Origin of the sequence: Schaalia odontolytica, assembly GCF_009730335.1 — a bacterium.
Lineage (GTDB): Bacteria > Actinomycetota > Actinomycetes > Actinomycetales > Actinomycetaceae > Pauljensenia > Pauljensenia dentiphila.
Genome location: NZ_CP046315.1, coordinates 2212396 through 2228872, shown reverse-complemented (window position 1 = coordinate 2228872; position 16477 = coordinate 2212396). Strand labels below are relative to the sequence as shown.

The following is a 16477-nucleotide window of genomic DNA, read 5'->3' as shown; positions in this document are numbered from 1 at the left end:
CGTTCTACCCATGGCTAACTTCCAGGCCCCCGAGGTTCACTGGGTGAGCCTCGCGCCCATCCTCATCGTGCTGGGCGGCGCGGTCCTCGGCGTCCTCGTCGAGGCCTTCGCCCCCGCGAAGGCTCGTCGCCCCCTCGTGATCGCCCTGTCGATCCTGGCGACCGCCGGCGCGTGCGTCATGCTCGCCCTGCGCTGGGTCCCCGTCCTGGAGACCCCGGTGACGCTGGGGGAGTACATGGAGGATCCGCTGACGATTGCCGCTCAGTCGGCACTCGCCATCATCGGCTTCTTCGCCGTCCTCGTGATGGCCGACCGCACCTCCGTCGGTGACGGCGCGTTCGCCGGCCAGCCGTCGGATCGTCCGGACTCGGCCGCCGAGGAGCTGTCGGAGCGCAAGGGCTACCAGCGTTCCGAGATCTTCCCGCTGACCCTGTTCTCGCTGGGCGGCATGATGATCTTCCCCGCCGCGGATAACTTCGTGACGCTGTTCGTGGCCCTTGAGGTGATGTCGCTGCCCCTGTACATCATGGCTGCCACGGCCCGCCGTCGTCGCCAGCTGTCCTACGAGTCGGCTCTCAAGTACTTCGTGCTCGGCGCCTTCTCCTCGGGCTTCCTGCTGATGGGCTCCGCCTTCCTCTTCGGCTTCTCCAACTCTCTGCGCATCTCTGCGCTGGCCGAGGCCATCTCCACTCACACGAACATGGAGTGGATGGTCCTCGTGGGCGTGTTCTGCGTGATGGTGGGCCTGCTGTTCAAGGTGGGCGCTGCCCCCTTCCACGCGTGGACCCCCGACGTCTACACGGGCGCCCCGACCCCGGTGACGGGCTTCATGGCCGCCGCCGTGAAGATCGCGGCCTTCGCTGCGATGATCCGCTTCTACACGGTCGCCGCCGCCTACCTGCACTGGGACTTCCTGTACATCTTCGCGGCCATCGCGGTCCTGACGATCCTCGTCGGTACCTTCGCCGGCCTCGTGCAGGATGACGTCAAGCGCATGCTGGCCTACTCGTCGATCTCCCACGTGGGCTTCATCCTGATGGGGATTCTTGCGATCCAGAAGGGCGGCACGGGCCATGTGTTGTTCTACACGCTCGGTTACGGCCTGGCGACGGTCGGCGCCTTTGGCGTGGTCACGCTGGTGCGCGGCCGCGACGCGGACGGCAACGTCCTGGGCGAGGCGACGAGCCTGCGCAAGTGGGCGGGTATCGGCCGCACCAACCCGTGGATCGCGGGTGCCATGCTGGTCTTCCTGCTGTCGTTCGCGGGTATCCCGCTGACGGGTGGTTTCATTGGGAAGTTCGTGGTTTTCTCCGACGCGATCAAGGGCGGCATCGGCTGGCTCGCGATCGTGGGCCTCGTGGCCTCGGCGATCACCGCGTTCTACTACTTCCGCCTCGTGCGCCTGATGTTCTTCACTGAGCCTAGTGAAGAGTCCGTCGTGGTGAAGTCGGAGGGCCTGTCCGCTCTGGTGATCGCCGTGTGCGCGATTGGGACGCTCGCCCTGGGCGTCTTCCCCGGTCCCGTGTTGAGTCTGCTCGAAAAGATCGTCATACTGATCCCGTGAGCGCTCAAACACCCGATCTTCATGTTCCCGACCTCGAGTCCCGTATTACCCCGGGGCTCGAGGTCGTCGAGCGTCGTCTCCTCGACGCCGTTTCCTCGTCTCGTGACCTGACGGACGAGCTGACTCGTCATCTCGCGGTCGCGGGCGGCAAGCGCATGCGTCCGCTGCTCACCCTCGTGTGTGCGCAGCTGGGTGAGCCCGAGCGCGGACTCGACGAGCAAGTTATCACTGCTGCGACGGCGGTCGAGCTGACGCACCTGGCGTCCCTGTACCACGACGACGTCATGGATTCGGCGCCCACGCGTCGCGGGGTGCCCTCGGCTCAGCACCTGTGGGGCAATAACCGCGCGATTCTGGCGGGTGACATCCTGTTCGCTCGTGCGTCGCTGCTGGTGGCCTCGCTGGGCCCCGAGATGGTCGCGCACCACGCGCGCACGTTCGAGCGTCTGTGCGAGGGCCAGCTCAACGAGACCTTCGGTCCGACGGACGGCGCCGATCGCGTGGACTTCTACCTGCAGGTCCTGGCGGATAAGACGGGATCGCTCGTGTCCACGGCCGCGTCCTTCGGCGCGCTCCTGTCGGGTGCCGGCCAGCTGATGGCGGACGTGGTGAGCGACTTTGGTGAGAAGGTGGGCGTGGCCTTCCAGATCGCTGACGACGTGCTCGACCTGGCGTCTTCGGGCGAGCAGTCCGGCAAGACGCCCGGCACCGATCTACGCGAGGGCGTGGACACGCTGCCCGTCCTCCTTCTGCGTCGCCGCGAGGCGGCAGGCACGATCGACGAGGCCGGCGCGCGCATCCTGCGCGAGCTGACGGGTGACCTGTCCTCGGACGAGGCGCTGGCTTCGGTCGTCGAGCAGCTGCGCAGCCACGACGTCCTTGAGGAGACGCGCGAGCTCGCGCGCACGTGGGCGAACGACGCGGTCGCCGCGCTGGCGCCGCTGCCCAAGGGCGAGGCGAAGACCGCGCTGGAGGCGTTTGCGAACCTCATGGTGGATCGCCTGGTCTGATTGTCGATAACGAGGCCGGGGCTCGGCTGGGCGTGATTGCGTCGCTGGCCCCGGTCTCGTCGTATGCCCGGGACCCTTGAGGTGTGTGAGGGATCTCAGCTAAGGTTGCCCTTGGCAACGGGCGCTAGACTTAGTGCCCAGGTGCGCGCACACGCGCGCGGTCACGAAGAAGGAGAAATCGGTTGGCACCGCTCAACGTCGCCGTCATCGGCGCTGGTCCCGCTGGCATTTACGCGTCGGACATTCTGTCCAAGTCGGGGCTCGAGGTGAACATCGACCTGTTTGAGCGTCTTCCCGCGCCCTACGGTCTCGTGCGCTACGGCGTCGCTCCGGATCACCCGCGAATCAAGCAGATCATTGTGGCGCTGTACAAGATCCTGCAGCGCGGCGACATCCGCCTGCTCGGAAACGTCGAGGTCGGCCGTGACGTGACGATCGACGACCTGCGTGACCACTACGACGCGATCATCATTGCGACGGGCGCGGACCGCGATCACCCGCTCGACATTCCGGGCGTGGACCTGCCCGAGTCCTACGGCGCCGCAGACTTTGTCTCCTGGTACGACGGCAACCCGGACTACCCGCGCACGTGGCCGCTGAAGGCCCGCGAGGTTGCCGTCCTGGGCGTCGGCAACGTGGCGCTGGACGTGGCTCGCGTCCTGGCCAAGCACGCCGAGGATATGCTCAAGACGGAGGTGCCGGCCAACGTGGCCGAGGCCCTTGCTGAGAATCCGATCACCGACGTGCACGTGTTCGGTCGCCGTGGCCCGGCCCAGGTGAAGTTCACGCCGCTGGAGCTGCGCGAGCTGGGCAAGGTGCCGGACGTAGACGTCATCGTCTCGGAAGAGGACTTCGACTTCGACGAGGGCTCGGAGGAGGCGCTGCGCGCGTCGAACCAGCAGCGTCAGGTCGTCAAGACCCTGACGAGCTACGCGATGGCGGACCCGGAGGAGCACACGGCCTCGCGTCGCATCCACATTCACCTGTTCCAGGCCCCGGTCGAGATCGTCGCGGACGAGAACGGCCACGTGAAGGCTCTGCGCACCGAGCGCACCGCCCTGAACGGCGACGGCAGCGTGTCGGGTACGGGCGTCATCACGACGTGGCCCGTGCAGGCCGTGTACCGCGCGGTGGGTTACTACTCGTCGCCGATCCCGGGCCTGCCCTTCGACGAGCGCGCCGGCGTCGTGCCGAACGTTGAGGGACGCGTCATCGAGGGTGACACTACGAAGGACGAGTCCGCCCCCGTGATCCCGGGCGTGTACGCGACCGGTTGGATCAAGCGAGGCCCCGTCGGCCTCATCGGTTCAACCAAGTCGGACGCCCAGCAGACGATCTCCCACCTCGTGGAGGACGCCTCACAGGGCCGTCTGCACGCGAACACCGCCGAGGTGGGCCATGAGGCCATGGTGGCGCTCCTGGAGTCCCGTGGCGTCGAGTTCACGACGTGGGAGGGCTGGGAACTCCTGGACGCCTACGAGCAGGCTCTGGGCGAGGACTACGGCGAGCTTCCGGGCGGCCGCGGCACGCGCGAGCGCATCAAGGTCGTCTCGCGTCGCGCCATGACGGATATTTCGCGCGGCGCACAGGTGGATCCGAAGGCAACGGATCTTATCGGCGAGATGGGCGAAATGGGCGTGCCGAGCGCCCCTGAGCGCTTCGATGACTACACGGGTCCAGGCCGCCGCAACTGAGCGTCCCTGATCGTTGCGAGGCCGTGGCCGGGTTGTCCGGTCGCGGCCTCGTTGTGTGGGGGAGCGGGGCTGTGGCGGATCTTGGTGCGCCTGGTGGCGTGGAGCGCAGATGGTTATTTCCCATTGGAGCTTCGGCTGGTTCTCAGCAGCTTCTCAGGTAATCCCCATAGGATCGCCTGTATGGTGCACCGCAACTATCACAACGGTCTGAAGACGACGCTCCTGCTGGGAGGCATGTGGGCGCTGTTGCTCGCTATTGGTGCGATGATCGCCGCAGGTACGGGGCGTGCCGTGTGGTTGTTTGTGTTCGCGGGCATTGGGCTCGTCCAGACGGCTTATTCGTATTGGAATTCTGCGACGATCGCGCTCCGTTCTATGGGTGCATACCGGGTGAGCGAGGTGCAGTACCCGCAGCTGTACGCGATCGTTCGTGAGCTGGCGGCGCGCGCACAGCAGCCGATGCCGTCGATCTGGGTGGCGCCGTCGCTGACGCCGAATGCCTTTGCGACGGGGCGTAACCCGAACAATGCGGCGGTGTGCTGCACGGAGGGCATCCTGGCTATTCTCAATGAGCGTGAGCTGCGCGGAGTGCTGGGGCACGAGCTGATGCATGTTTATAACCGCGACATTCTGACGACGTCCGTTGCTGCGGCGATGGGCGGCGTCATCGCGTCGGTCGCGCAGTTTTTCATGTTCTTTGGTGGTCGTAATGGACGTGATGGTAGCGGCGGCATGGGGTTTGTGGGCATGCTCGTTCTCAGCTTGCTTGCGCCTTTTGCGTCGATGCTCATCCAGTTCTCGCTGTCGCGTACGCGTGAGTTCGATGCTGACGAGGATGGCGCGATGTTGACGCAGGATCCGCTGGCTCTGGCGTCGGCGCTGCGCAAGCTGGAGATGGCAACGGACCGGCGTCCGATGGAAGACACCCCGCGCACGCGCAACGTGGCCGCGATGATGATCGCGAACCCCTTCCGCGGGCAGTCTGTTATGCGCCTGTTTTCAACGCACCCGCCGATGGAGCAGCGCATTGCGCGACTGGAGAAGATTGCGGGCTATTAAGCCTTGTTAACGCGGTGGCGGGCGGCCGGAATCAACCGGCCGCCCGCCACCGTATGACGCTTTGCTCAGCGGTAGTTCACGAACTGGAGGGCGACGTCCAGCTCCTCGCCCTTGGGGCCCTTCAGGAGAGCGATGACGGCCTGTAGGTCGTCGCGTGACTTCGAAGAAACGCGAAGTTCGTCACCCTGGATCTGTGCCTTGACGCCTTTGGGGCCTTCCTCACGGATGAGCTTGGAGATCTTCTTGGCGGTGTCCTGGGGAATGCCTTCCTTGAGGGGACAGGTGAGCTTGAAGAGCTTGCCGGATGCCTTGGGTTCGCGGTCCTTGTAGTCCAGGACCTTGAGGGATAGGCCGCGACGGATCAGCTTGGACTGGAGGACATCGAGGATTGCCATGACGCGGGAGGCGGAGTTCGCCTCCATTGCGATCGTGTCGCCGCTGAGGGTGATGGCGGCGTCGACGCCACGGAAGTCGTAGCGGTTGGCGATCTCCTTGGCGGTCTGGTTGACGGCGTTGTCGACCTCCTGACGGTCGAGCTTGGAGACAACGTCGAAGGAGGAGTCTGCCATGGGTGCACCTTTCGTTGGAATTTAGCCAATCGTTGTTCCGATTGGCGCTCGGGATCATTTTAATGCTATTCTTTCACGGCACCGCGAGAGCGGCGCACGGCAGGTTACCAAAGCGGCCAAATGGATCTGACTGTAAATCAGACGCTTCGTGCTTCGGGGGTTCGAATCCCTCACCTGCCACCACTCGCTGGTCCCAGTGAGTAACGCCTGTGATGTCATTCTCAGGCTCCGGGATTGCTTCGGCGGTCGGAGATGTGATACGCTTTCCGGCGTTGCCCCGATAGCTCAGTAGGCAGAGCGTCTCCATGGTAAGGAGAAGGTCAAGGGTTCGATTCCCTTTCGGGGCTCCGGTTGCGGATTCGTCCGCTTCCGGCGGCGGGGTAGCTCAGCTGGTCAGAGCGCACGACTCATAATCGTGAGGTCGCGGGTTCGAGCCCCGCCCCCGCTACCAATTCTTTGATCCGACAGGTCGCGTGAGCGACGAAACTAAGCGAGGGAAACAACCGTGGCAAGCAAGTCCCAGGACGTTCGCCCCAAGATCACTCTGGCCTGCTCGGAGTGCAAGGAGCGCAACTACATCACCAAGAAGAACCGTCGTAACACGCCGGATCGTCTCGAGCTGGCGAAGTACTGCCCGCGCTGCCACAAGTCGACGGCGCACCGCGAGACCCGCTGACGGCTTCCGTCTCAAAGCCCCGAGGACCACTGGTTCCCCGGGGTTCTTTGTATCTGGGCGGGCGTCTCGATTATCCTGCATATATGACTGACTCTGTCGACTTCTGTTGCATCGTCGCTCCGAAGGGTGCGGGCGAGGCGCGCATCCCCGGCCTCGTGACGCTCGCGGACGAGCGCACCGTCCTCTTCTTTGACGAGCGGCCGGCCCCGGCCTCGGGCACGGGATCTGACTTCAACGGGCTGACGATGGCCTCGGATCTACCGAATCCGAACCGTATCCTGTGGATGGAACGCGAGGGCTCGGGACGGTGGAGTGAGTCGCACCCGCTTCCCGCCGGCGGCCCGCCCGTCTCTTCGGATGCGTGTGTCGGCGTGGACGGCGACGGGCTCATGCATCTGGCGTTCGCGTCGACGGATGGGCGCGTGGGCTACATGGACTCGCGTGCGGGTGGCGAGCGACTGCGCGCCTGGTGGGCGTGGGGGAGTGGCCCAGAAGACTTTGCCTATGTGGACATGACGGACGAGCTCTATGAGCTCACGGGCGCCGACGCGCTGTTTGCGACGTCTGGCGGCACGGTCGCGCTTGACGGGGCTGTGGCTCTGCCCTACGTCGTGCGCGTGGGGGATGAGACGCACGTGCGCGTCGCGTACGCCCGCGCGGGTCGCCTCGTCGGTGCGGCGGACCCGCTTGTTGGCGACGGGGGAGTGCTCCTCGACGAGACGACGCTGAGTGTGTGGGACGGTCGCCTCGTTGCGAACTGTCGTCTCCAGGGCTTCGAAGGGCGAGGCTCGGGTGCGCGCTTCCTCGCGTGGGGAGACGGGCGCACGTGGGCCGGTGGGCGCCTATGGGAGCTCGATGACCCGGGCTGTAACGCGCGCATGATCGGTGCGCTCTTCGTACACCCCGGGAGGATGGATACGCGAGCCTGCGGTGAGATCGTGCGCCTGACGCCCCCGTGGGAGGGCGAGGTGTACGCCGAGGTGGTCGCTACTTTCGGGGAAGGCGCCTTCGGGTATAGCGACGCGACGGTCGATGGGGACGAGGCTGTGGTGGTCTTCGAGCGCGACCGCGGCCTGTGGGAGGCTACCGTTCGTCGCTAAGTGGATACAGAAAACCCGGTGCGCGTGCCCTGAACTGCGCCCCGAAACTTGGACGCTTTAAATGGTAGCCGTTATGCGGCTTCCTGTAGGGCCTGATCCCGGTATTCTGCCGGGGTCAGGCCCTTGAGCTTTACTTGGCGTCTTGTTGTGTTCCAGTGCGTGATGTAGGCGTCGAGGTCGGCTTTGAAGCTCTCGAAGGTCTGCCAGTCCTGGCCGCGGAAGAATTCGTCCTTGAGGTGTCCGAAGACCTGCTCGGTGGCGCCATTGTCGATGCAGTTGCCTTTGCGTGACATGCTCTGGATGAAACCGTTATCGGCGAGCGTGCTGATGTAGGTTTCGTGCTGGTATTGCCATCCCATGTCCGAGTGCAAGATCGGTTCGGCCCCTGCTGGTTTGGCGTCCATGAGTATCTGGAGCATCTCTTGTTGCTGGGCGAGGTTGGGGCACATCGAAATGGAGTGCGCGACGATCTCTTTGCTGGCAAAGTCGTAGACCGGAGCGAGGTAGGCCTTGCCGAAGGAGAGCTTGAACTCGGTGACGTCGGTACCCAGTTTCTGCCAGGGGCCATCGGCCTTGAAGTCGCGGCCGATGATGTTGTCGAAGCTGTGTCCCACGTCCCCCTTGTAGGAGTTGTACCTGTGGTAGGCCCTCTCGCGGCGTATGCCGCAGCGCAGACCCATCTCGCGCATCATCTTCAAGACCGTCTTGTCGGCGATGCGCTCCCCTTCCTCAGCGCGCAGGCACATGGCTATCTGCCTGTGACCGCACCCGTTGGGGGTGCGTGAAAAGATCTGGGCGACCTTGGGACGTAGCTGCGCTCTGGTTGGCTGCTGGGGGTGAGTCAGCGCGTAGTAGTAGCTCGACCTGGCAAGGCCTGCCACCTCGAGGAGATCACACACCCTGTGTCCATGCCCTGAAAGCTCGGCAACCACTAGGGCTTTGTCCCGGTTTGGGAGCGCCTCTGCGCCTTCAGGGCAATCGATTTTTTTAGGTACGCCACCTGCGCCTCAAGCTTACGCACGCGCTCTTGGAGTTCCTCCTCACGCGTTGGTGGCACCGCCCGCACCGACCCCTTCGGCCTGCCCTTGGGCTTAGGCTTAAGGGCCTGCGCGCCGCCCTCGCGGTACAGCCTGCACCACTGCTTCAACGGTGTCGCGCTCGCAATACCGAAGCGCACCATCGCCTCAGGCTTACTCATCCCGCCGTCTACCACGGCCCTCGCTGCGGCGACCTTGGTCTCATAGTCGTATCTGGCGTACTTCACTCCCATGGCCAAAAGTCCGCTCCTCCCAATTGCGCGGTATGTCTTCTGCCACTCTCTCACAGTCTCGGCACACACACCAAGCCTCCCGGCGGTCAAAGCATAGCCACAACCCCTCTCAAACATCGACACCGCCTGCTCCCGAAGCAAACGATCATGCCTCAACCGCAGATCCACAGACATGAAAAGCCTCCCATTCCCCGGACTTCAATTTCGATGTCCAAGAAACGGGAGGCAGTTCACCCCCACAACGCTCCGGGTTTTTCTGTGCGCTCTAGCGACCTTCGATGATCGCGAGGAGCGGGGCGTAGTGCGCCTCGACGGCGGCGGTGTATGCCTCGAGGTCGCCGGCCTCGCAGGCTCGCAGGATAGCTGCGTGGGCCTCGGCGGTGTCTTCCATTTCCTGGCGCGACGCTGCGGCCAGCTGAGGAGTCACGCTCTGATGGACGAGCCACATGGCGGCGACCAGCTGGTGCATGAGTTCGTTCTCGACGTAGGCGAGGAGGCCGGAATGGAACGCGATGTCCTGCTCCAGGTAGGTCGAACCCGAGTGTGCGTATTCGGTCATCGCCTCGACGAGTTCCCACAGGTGCGGGTTCGTCGTGCCCTTCATGGCCCGGGTGAGTGGGACCGCGATCCCGAGGTCGAGGGCCCGGCGCGTGTCGATGATCGCGTGCAGGGACTGTGCGCCGTTGATCTCGTCGAGGGCGGCGCGCAGGACGAGGGTTTCGACGAGCGGCTGCATCGACATCTCGCCGACGTAAGACCCCGAACCCTGACGGACCGTCACGATATCGAGGGCCTGGAGACGTCGGAGAGCTTCTCGCACGGACGAGCGCGAAACGCCAAGGTCGGCACATAATGCCGATTCTGTCGGGAGGCGATCGCCCGGATGTAATCCATGTCGCAGAATATAGGACTTGATCGCATCCATCGTTACCGAGGATCGTGAGTCAATCTGTGTCGGTACGGGTCGGTTATGGCTGGTTTCTGGGGGCGATTGTGGTGATATCGCTTGCGCTAATTTGTCAGACAACATAGAGTTAGTATAGCGAGCGGAACAACAGAACCGCACGTCCCAATTCTCGAAGATGAGGAGCGAGAACATGCGAATGCGCAAACACTTCGCAACCGGCGCTGCACTGACCGCAGCTGCCGCCATGATCCTGACCGCGTGCGGCGGCGGATCTTCCACCACCACGTCGACCGACGGCGGCTCGAAGGCCTCCGACGGACCGAAGGGTACGATCACCGCCGGTGTCGCCTACGAAACCACCGATTACGGCCCGATCACCACCTCGGCTCTCGGCATGGGTGCGAACTGGCAGGTCCTCGAGGGCCTGTACCGTTTCAACATGGCCGACTACTCGGTCAGTCCCGCGCTGGCCGCCGGTGACCCGGAGAAGATCTCCGACACCGAGTACGAGGTGAAGCTGCGCGACGGCGCGAAGTTCTCCGACGGCACCCCCGTGACTGCCGCCGACTTCGTGGCCTCCTACGAGCGCGCGACCTCCGAGAAGTCGATCTACCGTCAGTTCTTCACCTTCGTCGACTCCGTCGAAGCCAAGGACGACAACACCATCACGATCAAGCTCAAGCACCCCTTCGCCAACCTGAAGGAGCGTTTCGTTAACGTCCGCGTTGTCCCCGCGTCGATGGACGAAGACTCGCTCAAGGCGAAGCCGATCGGCACCGGCCCCTACAAGTACGAGAACATCACGGCGACCGAGATCACCGCTGTTCCGAACGAGAACTACACCGGCAACGAGCCCGCGAAGGTCGCCACCCTCAAGTGGCAGTCCCTCAAGGATGACTCCGCCCGCCTCGCCGCCGCCATCGGTGGCACCGTCGACATCATGGAAGCCGTTCCCGCCTCCGCGCAGGATCAGCTCAAGGGCGCTGGCTGGAACGTTGAGTCCAAGCCCGGCTACGGCAACCCCTTCCTGATGTTCAACACGCAGAAGGCTCCCTTCGACAAGCCCGAGGTTCGCCGCGCAATCGTCAAGGCCGTCGATAAGCAGAAGCTGATCAGCTCCTCGCTCGAGGGCCAGGCCGTTGAAGCGACCTCCTTCCTGCCCGAGGCGAACCCCGCCTACAAGAAGCCCTCGACCGATCTGTCCTACGACAAGGACGCCGCCGCCAAGCTCCTGAGCGACGCTGGCGTCTCCGGCCTCGAGGTGAACCTGGTGTCGACGGACCACCCGTGGGTCCTCTCGCTGGTTCCCCAGATCAAGTCCGACCTGGAGGCCCTGGGTCTGAAGGTCAACCACACTCAGATGGCTTCGTCTGACCTCTACGCCAACGTCACCGACGTTGACAACCCCACCTACGACATCGTCCTGGCCCCCGGCGACCCCTCGGTCTTCGGCACCGACCCCGGCATCATCATCTCGTGGTGGAACGGCGACAACGTCTGGACCAAGAAGCGCGACGGCTGGCAGGCCTCGGACCCCGAGTCCTTCAACAAGCTGCAGTCCATCATGGACGAGGCCGTTCAGCTCGACGGTGACGCCGCCAAGGCCAAGTGGGGCGAGGCTCAGGATCTGCTCGCTGAGAAGACCGTGATCTTCCCGCTCGTGTTCCGCAACATGATCACCGGTTCCAACCCCCAGAAGGTGGAAGGATTCCAGCCGATCTCCTCCACCGGCCTGCAGCTGCTCGGTGTGAGCGCTAAGTAAGTCCCCTAGGGACCACGAAGAAAGGAGGGGTGGAGCCCCACCCTGAGGCGGACGCCACAGTTGGGCGCCACCCCTCCTTTCTTATTGCCAAAATCCGTTGAAATGGAGGTCTAGCAGTGAATAACCTTCTGCGACTCATCGGACGACGTTTGGTGGCCCTGCCGATCATGGTGGTCGGCGTGTCCTTCCTCGTCTTCTTCATCATGTCGCTGTCTCCCATTGACCCGGCCTACTCGGCACTGGGTGAGACCGCGACCCCCGAAGCTCTCGAAGAGTACCGTGTGCAGCACGGTCTCAACGACCCCTTCTTCGTTCAGTACGGTCACTACCTGTGGAACATGCTCCACGGCGACCTCGGCACCTACGGCGTTGGCACGTCCAACCACGTGACCGATCTGGTTGCTCAGGCTCTTCCGATCACCCTGCAGCTCACCTTCCTCGGCTTGTTCTTCGCCGTCATCATCGCCTTCCCCCTCGGTGTTCTCGCCGCTCTGTACCGCGATCGCTGGCCCGACCAGGTCATCCGCGTGTTCTCGGTCATCGGCATCGGCACTCCGTCCTTCTGGCTGGCAGCGCTGCTGGTCCTCGGATTTGTTCAGAAGCTTCCGGTCTCCGGCCCTCTGCCCGCGTTCAGCGAAGATCCGAGCGGCTGGTTCCTGCGGATGCTCCTTCCGGCTATCGCCCTGGCAGTTCCCGTGATCGGTCAGATGACGCGAGTCGTGCGTACCTCAATGGTTGAGGAACTGGATCGCGACTACGTCCGCACCGCGGTCGGCGCCGGCATCCCCAAGCGCATCGTCGTGGCCCGCAACGTGCTGCGTAACGCGCTCATCACCCCCGTGACCGTCCTCGGCCTGCGCATCGGCTACCTGATGGGTGGCGCGGTCGTCATCGAAATTATCTTCTCCATCGATGGAATGGGTAAGGCGGTCCTGCTCAAGGGCATCCAGGAAAACTGGGTCACCCTGGTGCAGGGTGGCGCGCTCGTCGTCGCGATCGCGTTCATCGTCGTCAACATCATCGTTGACATGCTCTACCTGCTCATCAATCCGCGTATTAGGTCGGTGTGAGGCATGAATCAGAAAGAAAAGCTCGGCAAGGTCACCGCGAAGGGCGCACGTTTCTCGCGCATCAGTGCGATGTCCACCGGATCGAAGATCGCGATGGGCCTCCTTGTCCTCATCGTCCTCGTCTCGATCCTGGCGCCCCAGGTTTCTCCCTACGGTCCCGATGACATCTTCGACAAGTGGAGCGCCCCTTCCGGTGAGCACCTGTTCGGAACCGACCACGTCGGCCGTGACATCTTCGCTCGCGTCCTGTTCGGCGGACGTTACTCGCTGATGATCGGTCTGTGCTCGACCCTGATCGCCCTCTTCTTCGGCGCGATCATCGGCTCGATCGCAGCGGTCGTGCGCAAGTCCTTCTCCGAAGCGATCATGCGCGTCATGGACATCGTGATGGCGGTGCCCGGCATCGCCATGGCGGCTGTCTCCGTCCTGGTCTTTGGGCGCACGCTGTCCAAGTCCGGCAACACCTTCGGCCTGGTCATCGTTATCATCTGCTCGATCGCATTCGTCTACATCCCGCAGCTGTCGCGCATCGTTCGCGCGAACGTCATGGCCGCCTACGGTGAGGACTACGTCCGCGCGGTGATCGTCTCCGGCGCCCGCGCTCCGTGGATCCTCACCAAGCACGTCATGCGCAACACGGCCGCCCCGGTGCTCGTGTTCGCGACCGTCCTCGTCGCCGACGCGATCATCCTCGAGGCCTCCCTGACCTTCATCGGTTCGGGCCTCCAGGCGACCACCGTAGCCACGTGGGGCAACGTCCTGTCCGAGGCCTCGTCGAACCTGTCGGTTCTGCTGGGCAAGTGGTGGACCGCGTTCTTCCCGGGCCTGTTCATCATGATCACGGTCCTGTGCCTCAACATTCTGTCTGAGGGCATCACCGACGCCATGGTGGCGGCTCCCGCGTCTGCGGCAGTCGCTCAGGTCGACAAGGATACCGACCGCGAGGCCGACAAGCTCCTCCTCGACCCGCGCCGCGCCTACGCCGAGCAGGCCGAGTCCCTGCAGGCCCGCCTCGACGACCTTGAGTCCGTCGAAGGCAAGCGCACCGACCGCTTCGAGGCGCACCTGGAGAAGACCCCGCTGCTTGAGGTTAACGACCTGTGCATCAAGTTCGAGCGTCACGGCGACGTCAACGTCGTCGACCACGTGTCCTTCAAGGTCCGCCCCGGCGAGACGATGGGCCTCGTGGGCGAGTCCGGCTGCGGCAAGTCGATCACGGCCCTGACCATCATGGGCCTCATCGACCCCAAGGCGCAGATCACGGGCGAAATCCTCTACCAGGGTGAGAACCTGCTCGAGAAGTCGGCCGAGGAGCGCCGCGCGCTGCTCGGTCACGAGATGGCCATGATCTACCAGGACGCCCTGTCGTCCCTGAACCCCGCCATGCTGATCAAGGCTCAGATGAAGCAGCTGACCAGCCGCGGTGGTACCCGCAGCGCCGAGGAGCTCCTTGAGCTCGTGGGCCTGGATCCCAAGCGCACCCTCGAGTCCTACCCGCACGAGCTCTCGGGCGGCCAGCGTCAGCGTGTTCTCATCGCCATGGCCCTGACCCGCGACCCGAAGCTCATCATCGCGGACGAGCCGACCACCGCTCTGGACGTGACCGTCCAGAAGCAGGTCATCGCACTGCTCAACGAGCTGCGCGAGAAGCTCGGCTTCGCCATGATCTTCGTGTCCCACGACCTGGCGCTCGTCGCCGAGGTGGCACACCACATCACCGTCATGTACGCCGGCCAGGTCATCGAGCAGGCCCCCACCAAGGAACTGCTCACGCACCCGACCCACGAGTACACGCGCGGCCTGCTGGGCGCCGTCCTCTCGATCGAGTCCGGCTCCGGCCGACTCCACCAGGTCCCCGGCACGGTGCCCTCGCCTCGCGACTTCCCCGTGGGCGACCGCTTCGCACCGCGGTCCTCGCACCCCGATTACGGACTGGACATCCGCCCGGTCCTCACCGAGGTCGGTCCCGAGCACGTGTACGCGGCTCTGCCGCCCCGCGACGAGGCTGATGGCTTCGCGCAGGAAATGAACGGTCAGGAGGAAACGCGATGAGCGACAACACCCCGATCATCGAACTGAAGGACGTCGAGGTGACCTTCACCTCGCGTACTGGCTCCCTGTTCAAGCCCAACAAGGTCTACGCGGTGCGTGGCGTCAACATGCGCATCGAGCGCGGACAGACGCTCGGCATCGTCGGTGAGTCCGGCTGTGGCAAGTCCACGACCGCGAACGTCATGTGTGGCCTGCAGATGCCGACCGCCGGCCAGGTGTTCTTCAACGGCAAGGAGGTCACGAAGCGTAGCGCCGCCGCCCGCCGGGAGATCGGTCGCGTCGTCTCCGTGGTCTTCCAGGACCCCGCGACGGCCCTGAACCCCCGTATGCACGTCCAGGATCAGCTCGCTGACCCGCTGCGCGTGCACGGCATCGGCGACGAGGCCTCGCGAGCCAAGCGCGTGCGCGAACTGATCTCGCTCGTTGGCCTTCCCTCGAGCGCGCTCGACGCGCTTCCCGGACAGCTCTCGGGTGGCCAGCGCCAGCGCGTGGCCATCGCCCGAGCCCTGTCCATCGGCCCGGATGCGATCATCGCAGACGAGCCCACCTCCGCACTCGACGTGTCGGTGCGAGCACAGATCCTGAACCTGCTCACGGACCTCAAGAAGGAACTGGGCCTGGCGATGGTCTTCATCTCGCACGACATCCAGACCGTGCGCTACGTGTCTGACCGGATCGCCGTGATGAACGGCGGCAAGGTCGTCGAAGAAGGGCCGGCCGCACAGCTGTTGTCCGACCCGGAGGACCCCTACACCCGCAAGCTCCTGGGCGCTGCGCCCTCGCTCTTGCATCCCAACCTCGAAGGAGAGAAGTAATTATGTCTTCGAAGATCCGCGGCGTCGTGCCGCCCCTGGCCATTCCGCTCAAGGACGGCGAGCTTGACGTCCCCTCGCTTGAGCGTCACATCAACCGCCTGATCGAGGCCGGCCTCGACGGCCTGTTTGTGTCCGGCTCCACCGGTGAGGTCGCCTTCTCGACCGCCGAGCGCCGCGCCCAGATCCAGCGCGAAGCCGTGCGCATCGTCGACGGCCGCATCCCGCTCCTGGTCGGCGTCATCGACACCGAGACTGAGCGCGTCATCGAGAACATCAAGGCCGTGGAAGAGATCGGTGGCGCCACCGGCGTCGTCGCGACCGCCCCGTTCTACGCCCTCGGCGGTGAGACCGAGGTTGAGCGCCACTTCCGCCTCCTCAAGGAGAACACCAGCCTCGAGCTGTGGGCCTACGACATCCCCGTGTGCGTGCACACGAAGCTGTCGCCCGACCTGCTCATGCGCCTGGGCCGCGACGGTATCATCGACGGCGTCAAGGACTCCTCCGGCGACGACGTCGCGTTCCGCTGGCTGTGCCTGGCGAACGAGGCCGCCGGCCACCCGATGCAGCTGCTCACCGGCCACGAGGTCGTTGTTGACGGCGCCTACATGTCCGGCGCGGACGGCTCCGTGCCCGGCCTGGCCAACGTGGACCCCGAGGGCTACGTGCGCCAGTGGCAGGCCTACGAGCGTCGCGACTGGGAGGCCGTGCGCACCGAGCAGGACCGCCTCGCGGAGCTCATGCGCATCGTCCAGGTGAAGGGCGTGCAGGGCTTCGGTGCGGGCGTCGGCGCCTTCAAGGCCGCCCTGCACCTGCTCGGCGTCTTCGATTCGCCTGAGATGCCACGCCCGGTTGCCGCCATCGAGGGCGACAACATGGAGCATGTCGCGTCCGTGCTGCGCGCGGTTGACCTGCTCTCCTGATACGTCGAC

15 protein-coding genes and 3 tRNA genes are annotated in these 16477 nt (G+C 64.6%); 14 read left to right on the top strand and 4 right to left on the bottom strand.

Annotated features, from left to right (window positions below):
- Positions 1 to 10 precede the first annotated feature (10 nt).
- From nuoN to htpX, 4 genes are all read left to right on the top strand, one after another.
- Positions 11 to 1564: an NADH-quinone oxidoreductase subunit NuoN gene (gene nuoN / locus FOC40_RS09735; RefSeq protein WP_004565601.1), complete on the top strand. Its 1554-nt coding sequence runs from the start codon at positions 11 to 13 to the stop codon at positions 1562 to 1564.
- A complete protein-coding gene (locus tag FOC40_RS09730) occupies positions 1561 to 2574 on the top strand; it encodes a polyprenyl synthetase family protein (RefSeq protein WP_004565602.1) in 1014 nt (337 codons plus the stop codon). The genes nuoN and FOC40_RS09730 overlap by 4 nt, the downstream gene beginning before the upstream one ends.
- Positions 2575 to 2756: 182 nt before the next feature.
- Positions 2757 to 4268: an FAD-dependent oxidoreductase gene (locus FOC40_RS09725; RefSeq protein ID WP_004565603.1), complete on the top strand. Its 1512-nt coding sequence runs from the start codon at positions 2757 to 2759 to the stop codon at positions 4266 to 4268.
- Between the two features lie 180 nt (positions 4269 to 4448).
- Positions 4449 to 5327, top strand: a complete 879-nt coding sequence (gene htpX / locus FOC40_RS09720) for a zinc metalloprotease HtpX (protein ID WP_004565605.1) — start codon at positions 4449 to 4451, stop codon at positions 5325 to 5327.
- Positions 5328 to 5392: 65 nt separating this feature from the next.
- On the opposite strand, the gene FOC40_RS09715 is transcribed toward htpX, so the two are convergent.
- A complete protein-coding gene (locus FOC40_RS09715; RefSeq protein ID WP_004565606.1) occupies positions 5393 to 5896 on the bottom strand; it encodes a YajQ family cyclic di-GMP-binding protein in 504 nt (167 codons plus the stop codon).
- Between the two features lie 98 nt (positions 5897 to 5994).
- Between FOC40_RS09715 and FOC40_RS09710 the strand changes: the two genes are divergently transcribed.
- From FOC40_RS09710 to FOC40_RS09690, 5 genes are all read left to right on the top strand, one after another.
- Positions 5995 to 6079 (top strand) — tRNA-Tyr (locus FOC40_RS09710).
- Positions 6080 to 6170: 91 nt separating this feature from the next.
- A tRNA-Thr gene (locus FOC40_RS09705) sits at positions 6171 to 6243 on the top strand.
- Between the two features lie 27 nt (positions 6244 to 6270).
- Positions 6271 to 6347 (top strand) — tRNA-Met (locus tag FOC40_RS09700).
- 54 nt (positions 6348 to 6401) lie between these two features.
- Entirely contained in the window at positions 6402 to 6572 is a 171-nt protein-coding gene (rpmG, locus tag FOC40_RS09695; protein ID WP_003792256.1) for a 50S ribosomal protein L33, read from the top strand.
- A gap of 83 nt (positions 6573 to 6655) precedes the next feature.
- Positions 6656 to 7672, top strand: a complete 1017-nt coding sequence (locus FOC40_RS09690) for a sialidase family protein (RefSeq protein ID WP_004565607.1) — start codon at positions 6656 to 6658, stop codon at positions 7670 to 7672.
- Between the two features lie 71 nt (positions 7673 to 7743).
- Here FOC40_RS09690 and FOC40_RS09685 read toward each other — a convergent pair whose 3' ends face one another.
- From FOC40_RS09685 to FOC40_RS09675, 3 genes are all read right to left on the bottom strand, one after another.
- Entirely contained in the window at positions 7744 to 8571 is an 828-nt protein-coding gene (locus tag FOC40_RS09685; protein WP_231125988.1) for an IS3 family transposase, read from the bottom strand.
- Positions 8572 to 8603: 32 nt separating this feature from the next.
- Positions 8604 to 9116 (bottom strand): helix-turn-helix domain-containing protein, encoded by a 513-nt coding sequence (locus tag FOC40_RS09680; RefSeq protein ID WP_003793785.1) that lies wholly within the window; start codon positions 9114 to 9116, stop codon positions 8604 to 8606.
- 91 nt (positions 9117 to 9207) lie between these two features.
- Positions 9208 to 9867, bottom strand: coding sequence for a FadR/GntR family transcriptional regulator (locus FOC40_RS09675; RefSeq protein ID WP_081445499.1), 660 nt, complete (start codon positions 9865 to 9867; stop codon positions 9208 to 9210).
- 172 nt (positions 9868 to 10039) lie between these two features.
- Here FOC40_RS09675 and FOC40_RS09670 point away from each other — a divergent pair, with 172 nt between their 5' ends.
- The 5 genes from FOC40_RS09670 (at position 10040) to FOC40_RS09650 (ending at position 16468) form a co-directional block, all read left to right on the top strand.
- A complete protein-coding gene (locus FOC40_RS09670) occupies positions 10040 to 11611 on the top strand; it encodes an ABC transporter substrate-binding protein (protein ID WP_039929130.1) in 1572 nt (523 codons plus the stop codon).
- Positions 11612 to 11727: 116 nt separating this feature from the next.
- Positions 11728 to 12681, top strand: coding sequence for an ABC transporter permease (locus tag FOC40_RS09665; protein WP_034464742.1), 954 nt, complete (start codon positions 11728 to 11730; stop codon positions 12679 to 12681).
- 3 nt (positions 12682 to 12684) lie between these two features.
- A complete protein-coding gene (locus FOC40_RS09660) occupies positions 12685 to 14733 on the top strand; it encodes a dipeptide/oligopeptide/nickel ABC transporter permease/ATP-binding protein (protein ID WP_003793794.1) in 2049 nt (682 codons plus the stop codon).
- Positions 14730 to 15548: an ABC transporter ATP-binding protein gene (locus FOC40_RS09655; protein WP_003793796.1), complete on the top strand. Its 819-nt coding sequence runs from the start codon at positions 14730 to 14732 to the stop codon at positions 15546 to 15548. The genes FOC40_RS09660 and FOC40_RS09655 overlap by 4 nt, the downstream gene beginning before the upstream one ends.
- Before the next feature lie 2 nt (positions 15549 to 15550).
- Complete coding sequence (locus tag FOC40_RS09650; protein WP_003793799.1) at positions 15551 to 16468, top strand: dihydrodipicolinate synthase family protein; 918 nt, start codon at positions 15551 to 15553, stop codon at positions 16466 to 16468.
- The last annotated feature ends 9 nt before the right edge of the window (positions 16469 to 16477 follow it).

Coding starts and splice junctions, on each gene's coding strand:
- nuoN (WP_004565601.1), top strand. CDS start 11: ATGGCTAACTTCCAGGCCCCCGAGGTTCACTGGGTGAGCCTCGCGCCC.
- htpX (WP_004565605.1), top strand. CDS start 4,449: ATGGTGCACCGCAACTATCACAACGGTCTGAAGACGACGCTCCTGCTG.
- FOC40_RS09715 (WP_004565606.1), bottom strand. CDS start 5,896: ATGGCAGACTCCTCCTTCGACGTTGTCTCCAAGCTCGACCGTCAGGAG.
- FOC40_RS09690 (WP_004565607.1), top strand. CDS start 6,656: ATGACTGACTCTGTCGACTTCTGTTGCATCGTCGCTCCGAAGGGTGCG.
- FOC40_RS09680 (WP_003793785.1), bottom strand. CDS start 9,116: ATGTCTGTGGATCTGCGGTTGAGGCATGATCGTTTGCTTCGGGAGCAG.
- FOC40_RS09675 (WP_081445499.1), bottom strand. CDS start 9,867: ATGGATGCGATCAAGTCCTATATTCTGCGACATGGATTACATCCGGGC.
- FOC40_RS09670 (WP_039929130.1), top strand. CDS start 10,040: ATGCGAATGCGCAAACACTTCGCAACCGGCGCTGCACTGACCGCAGCT.
- FOC40_RS09660 (WP_003793794.1), top strand. CDS start 12,685: ATGAATCAGAAAGAAAAGCTCGGCAAGGTCACCGCGAAGGGCGCACGT.
- FOC40_RS09655 (WP_003793796.1), top strand. CDS start 14,730: ATGAGCGACAACACCCCGATCATCGAACTGAAGGACGTCGAGGTGACC.
- FOC40_RS09650 (WP_003793799.1), top strand. CDS start 15,551: ATGTCTTCGAAGATCCGCGGCGTCGTGCCGCCCCTGGCCATTCCGCTC.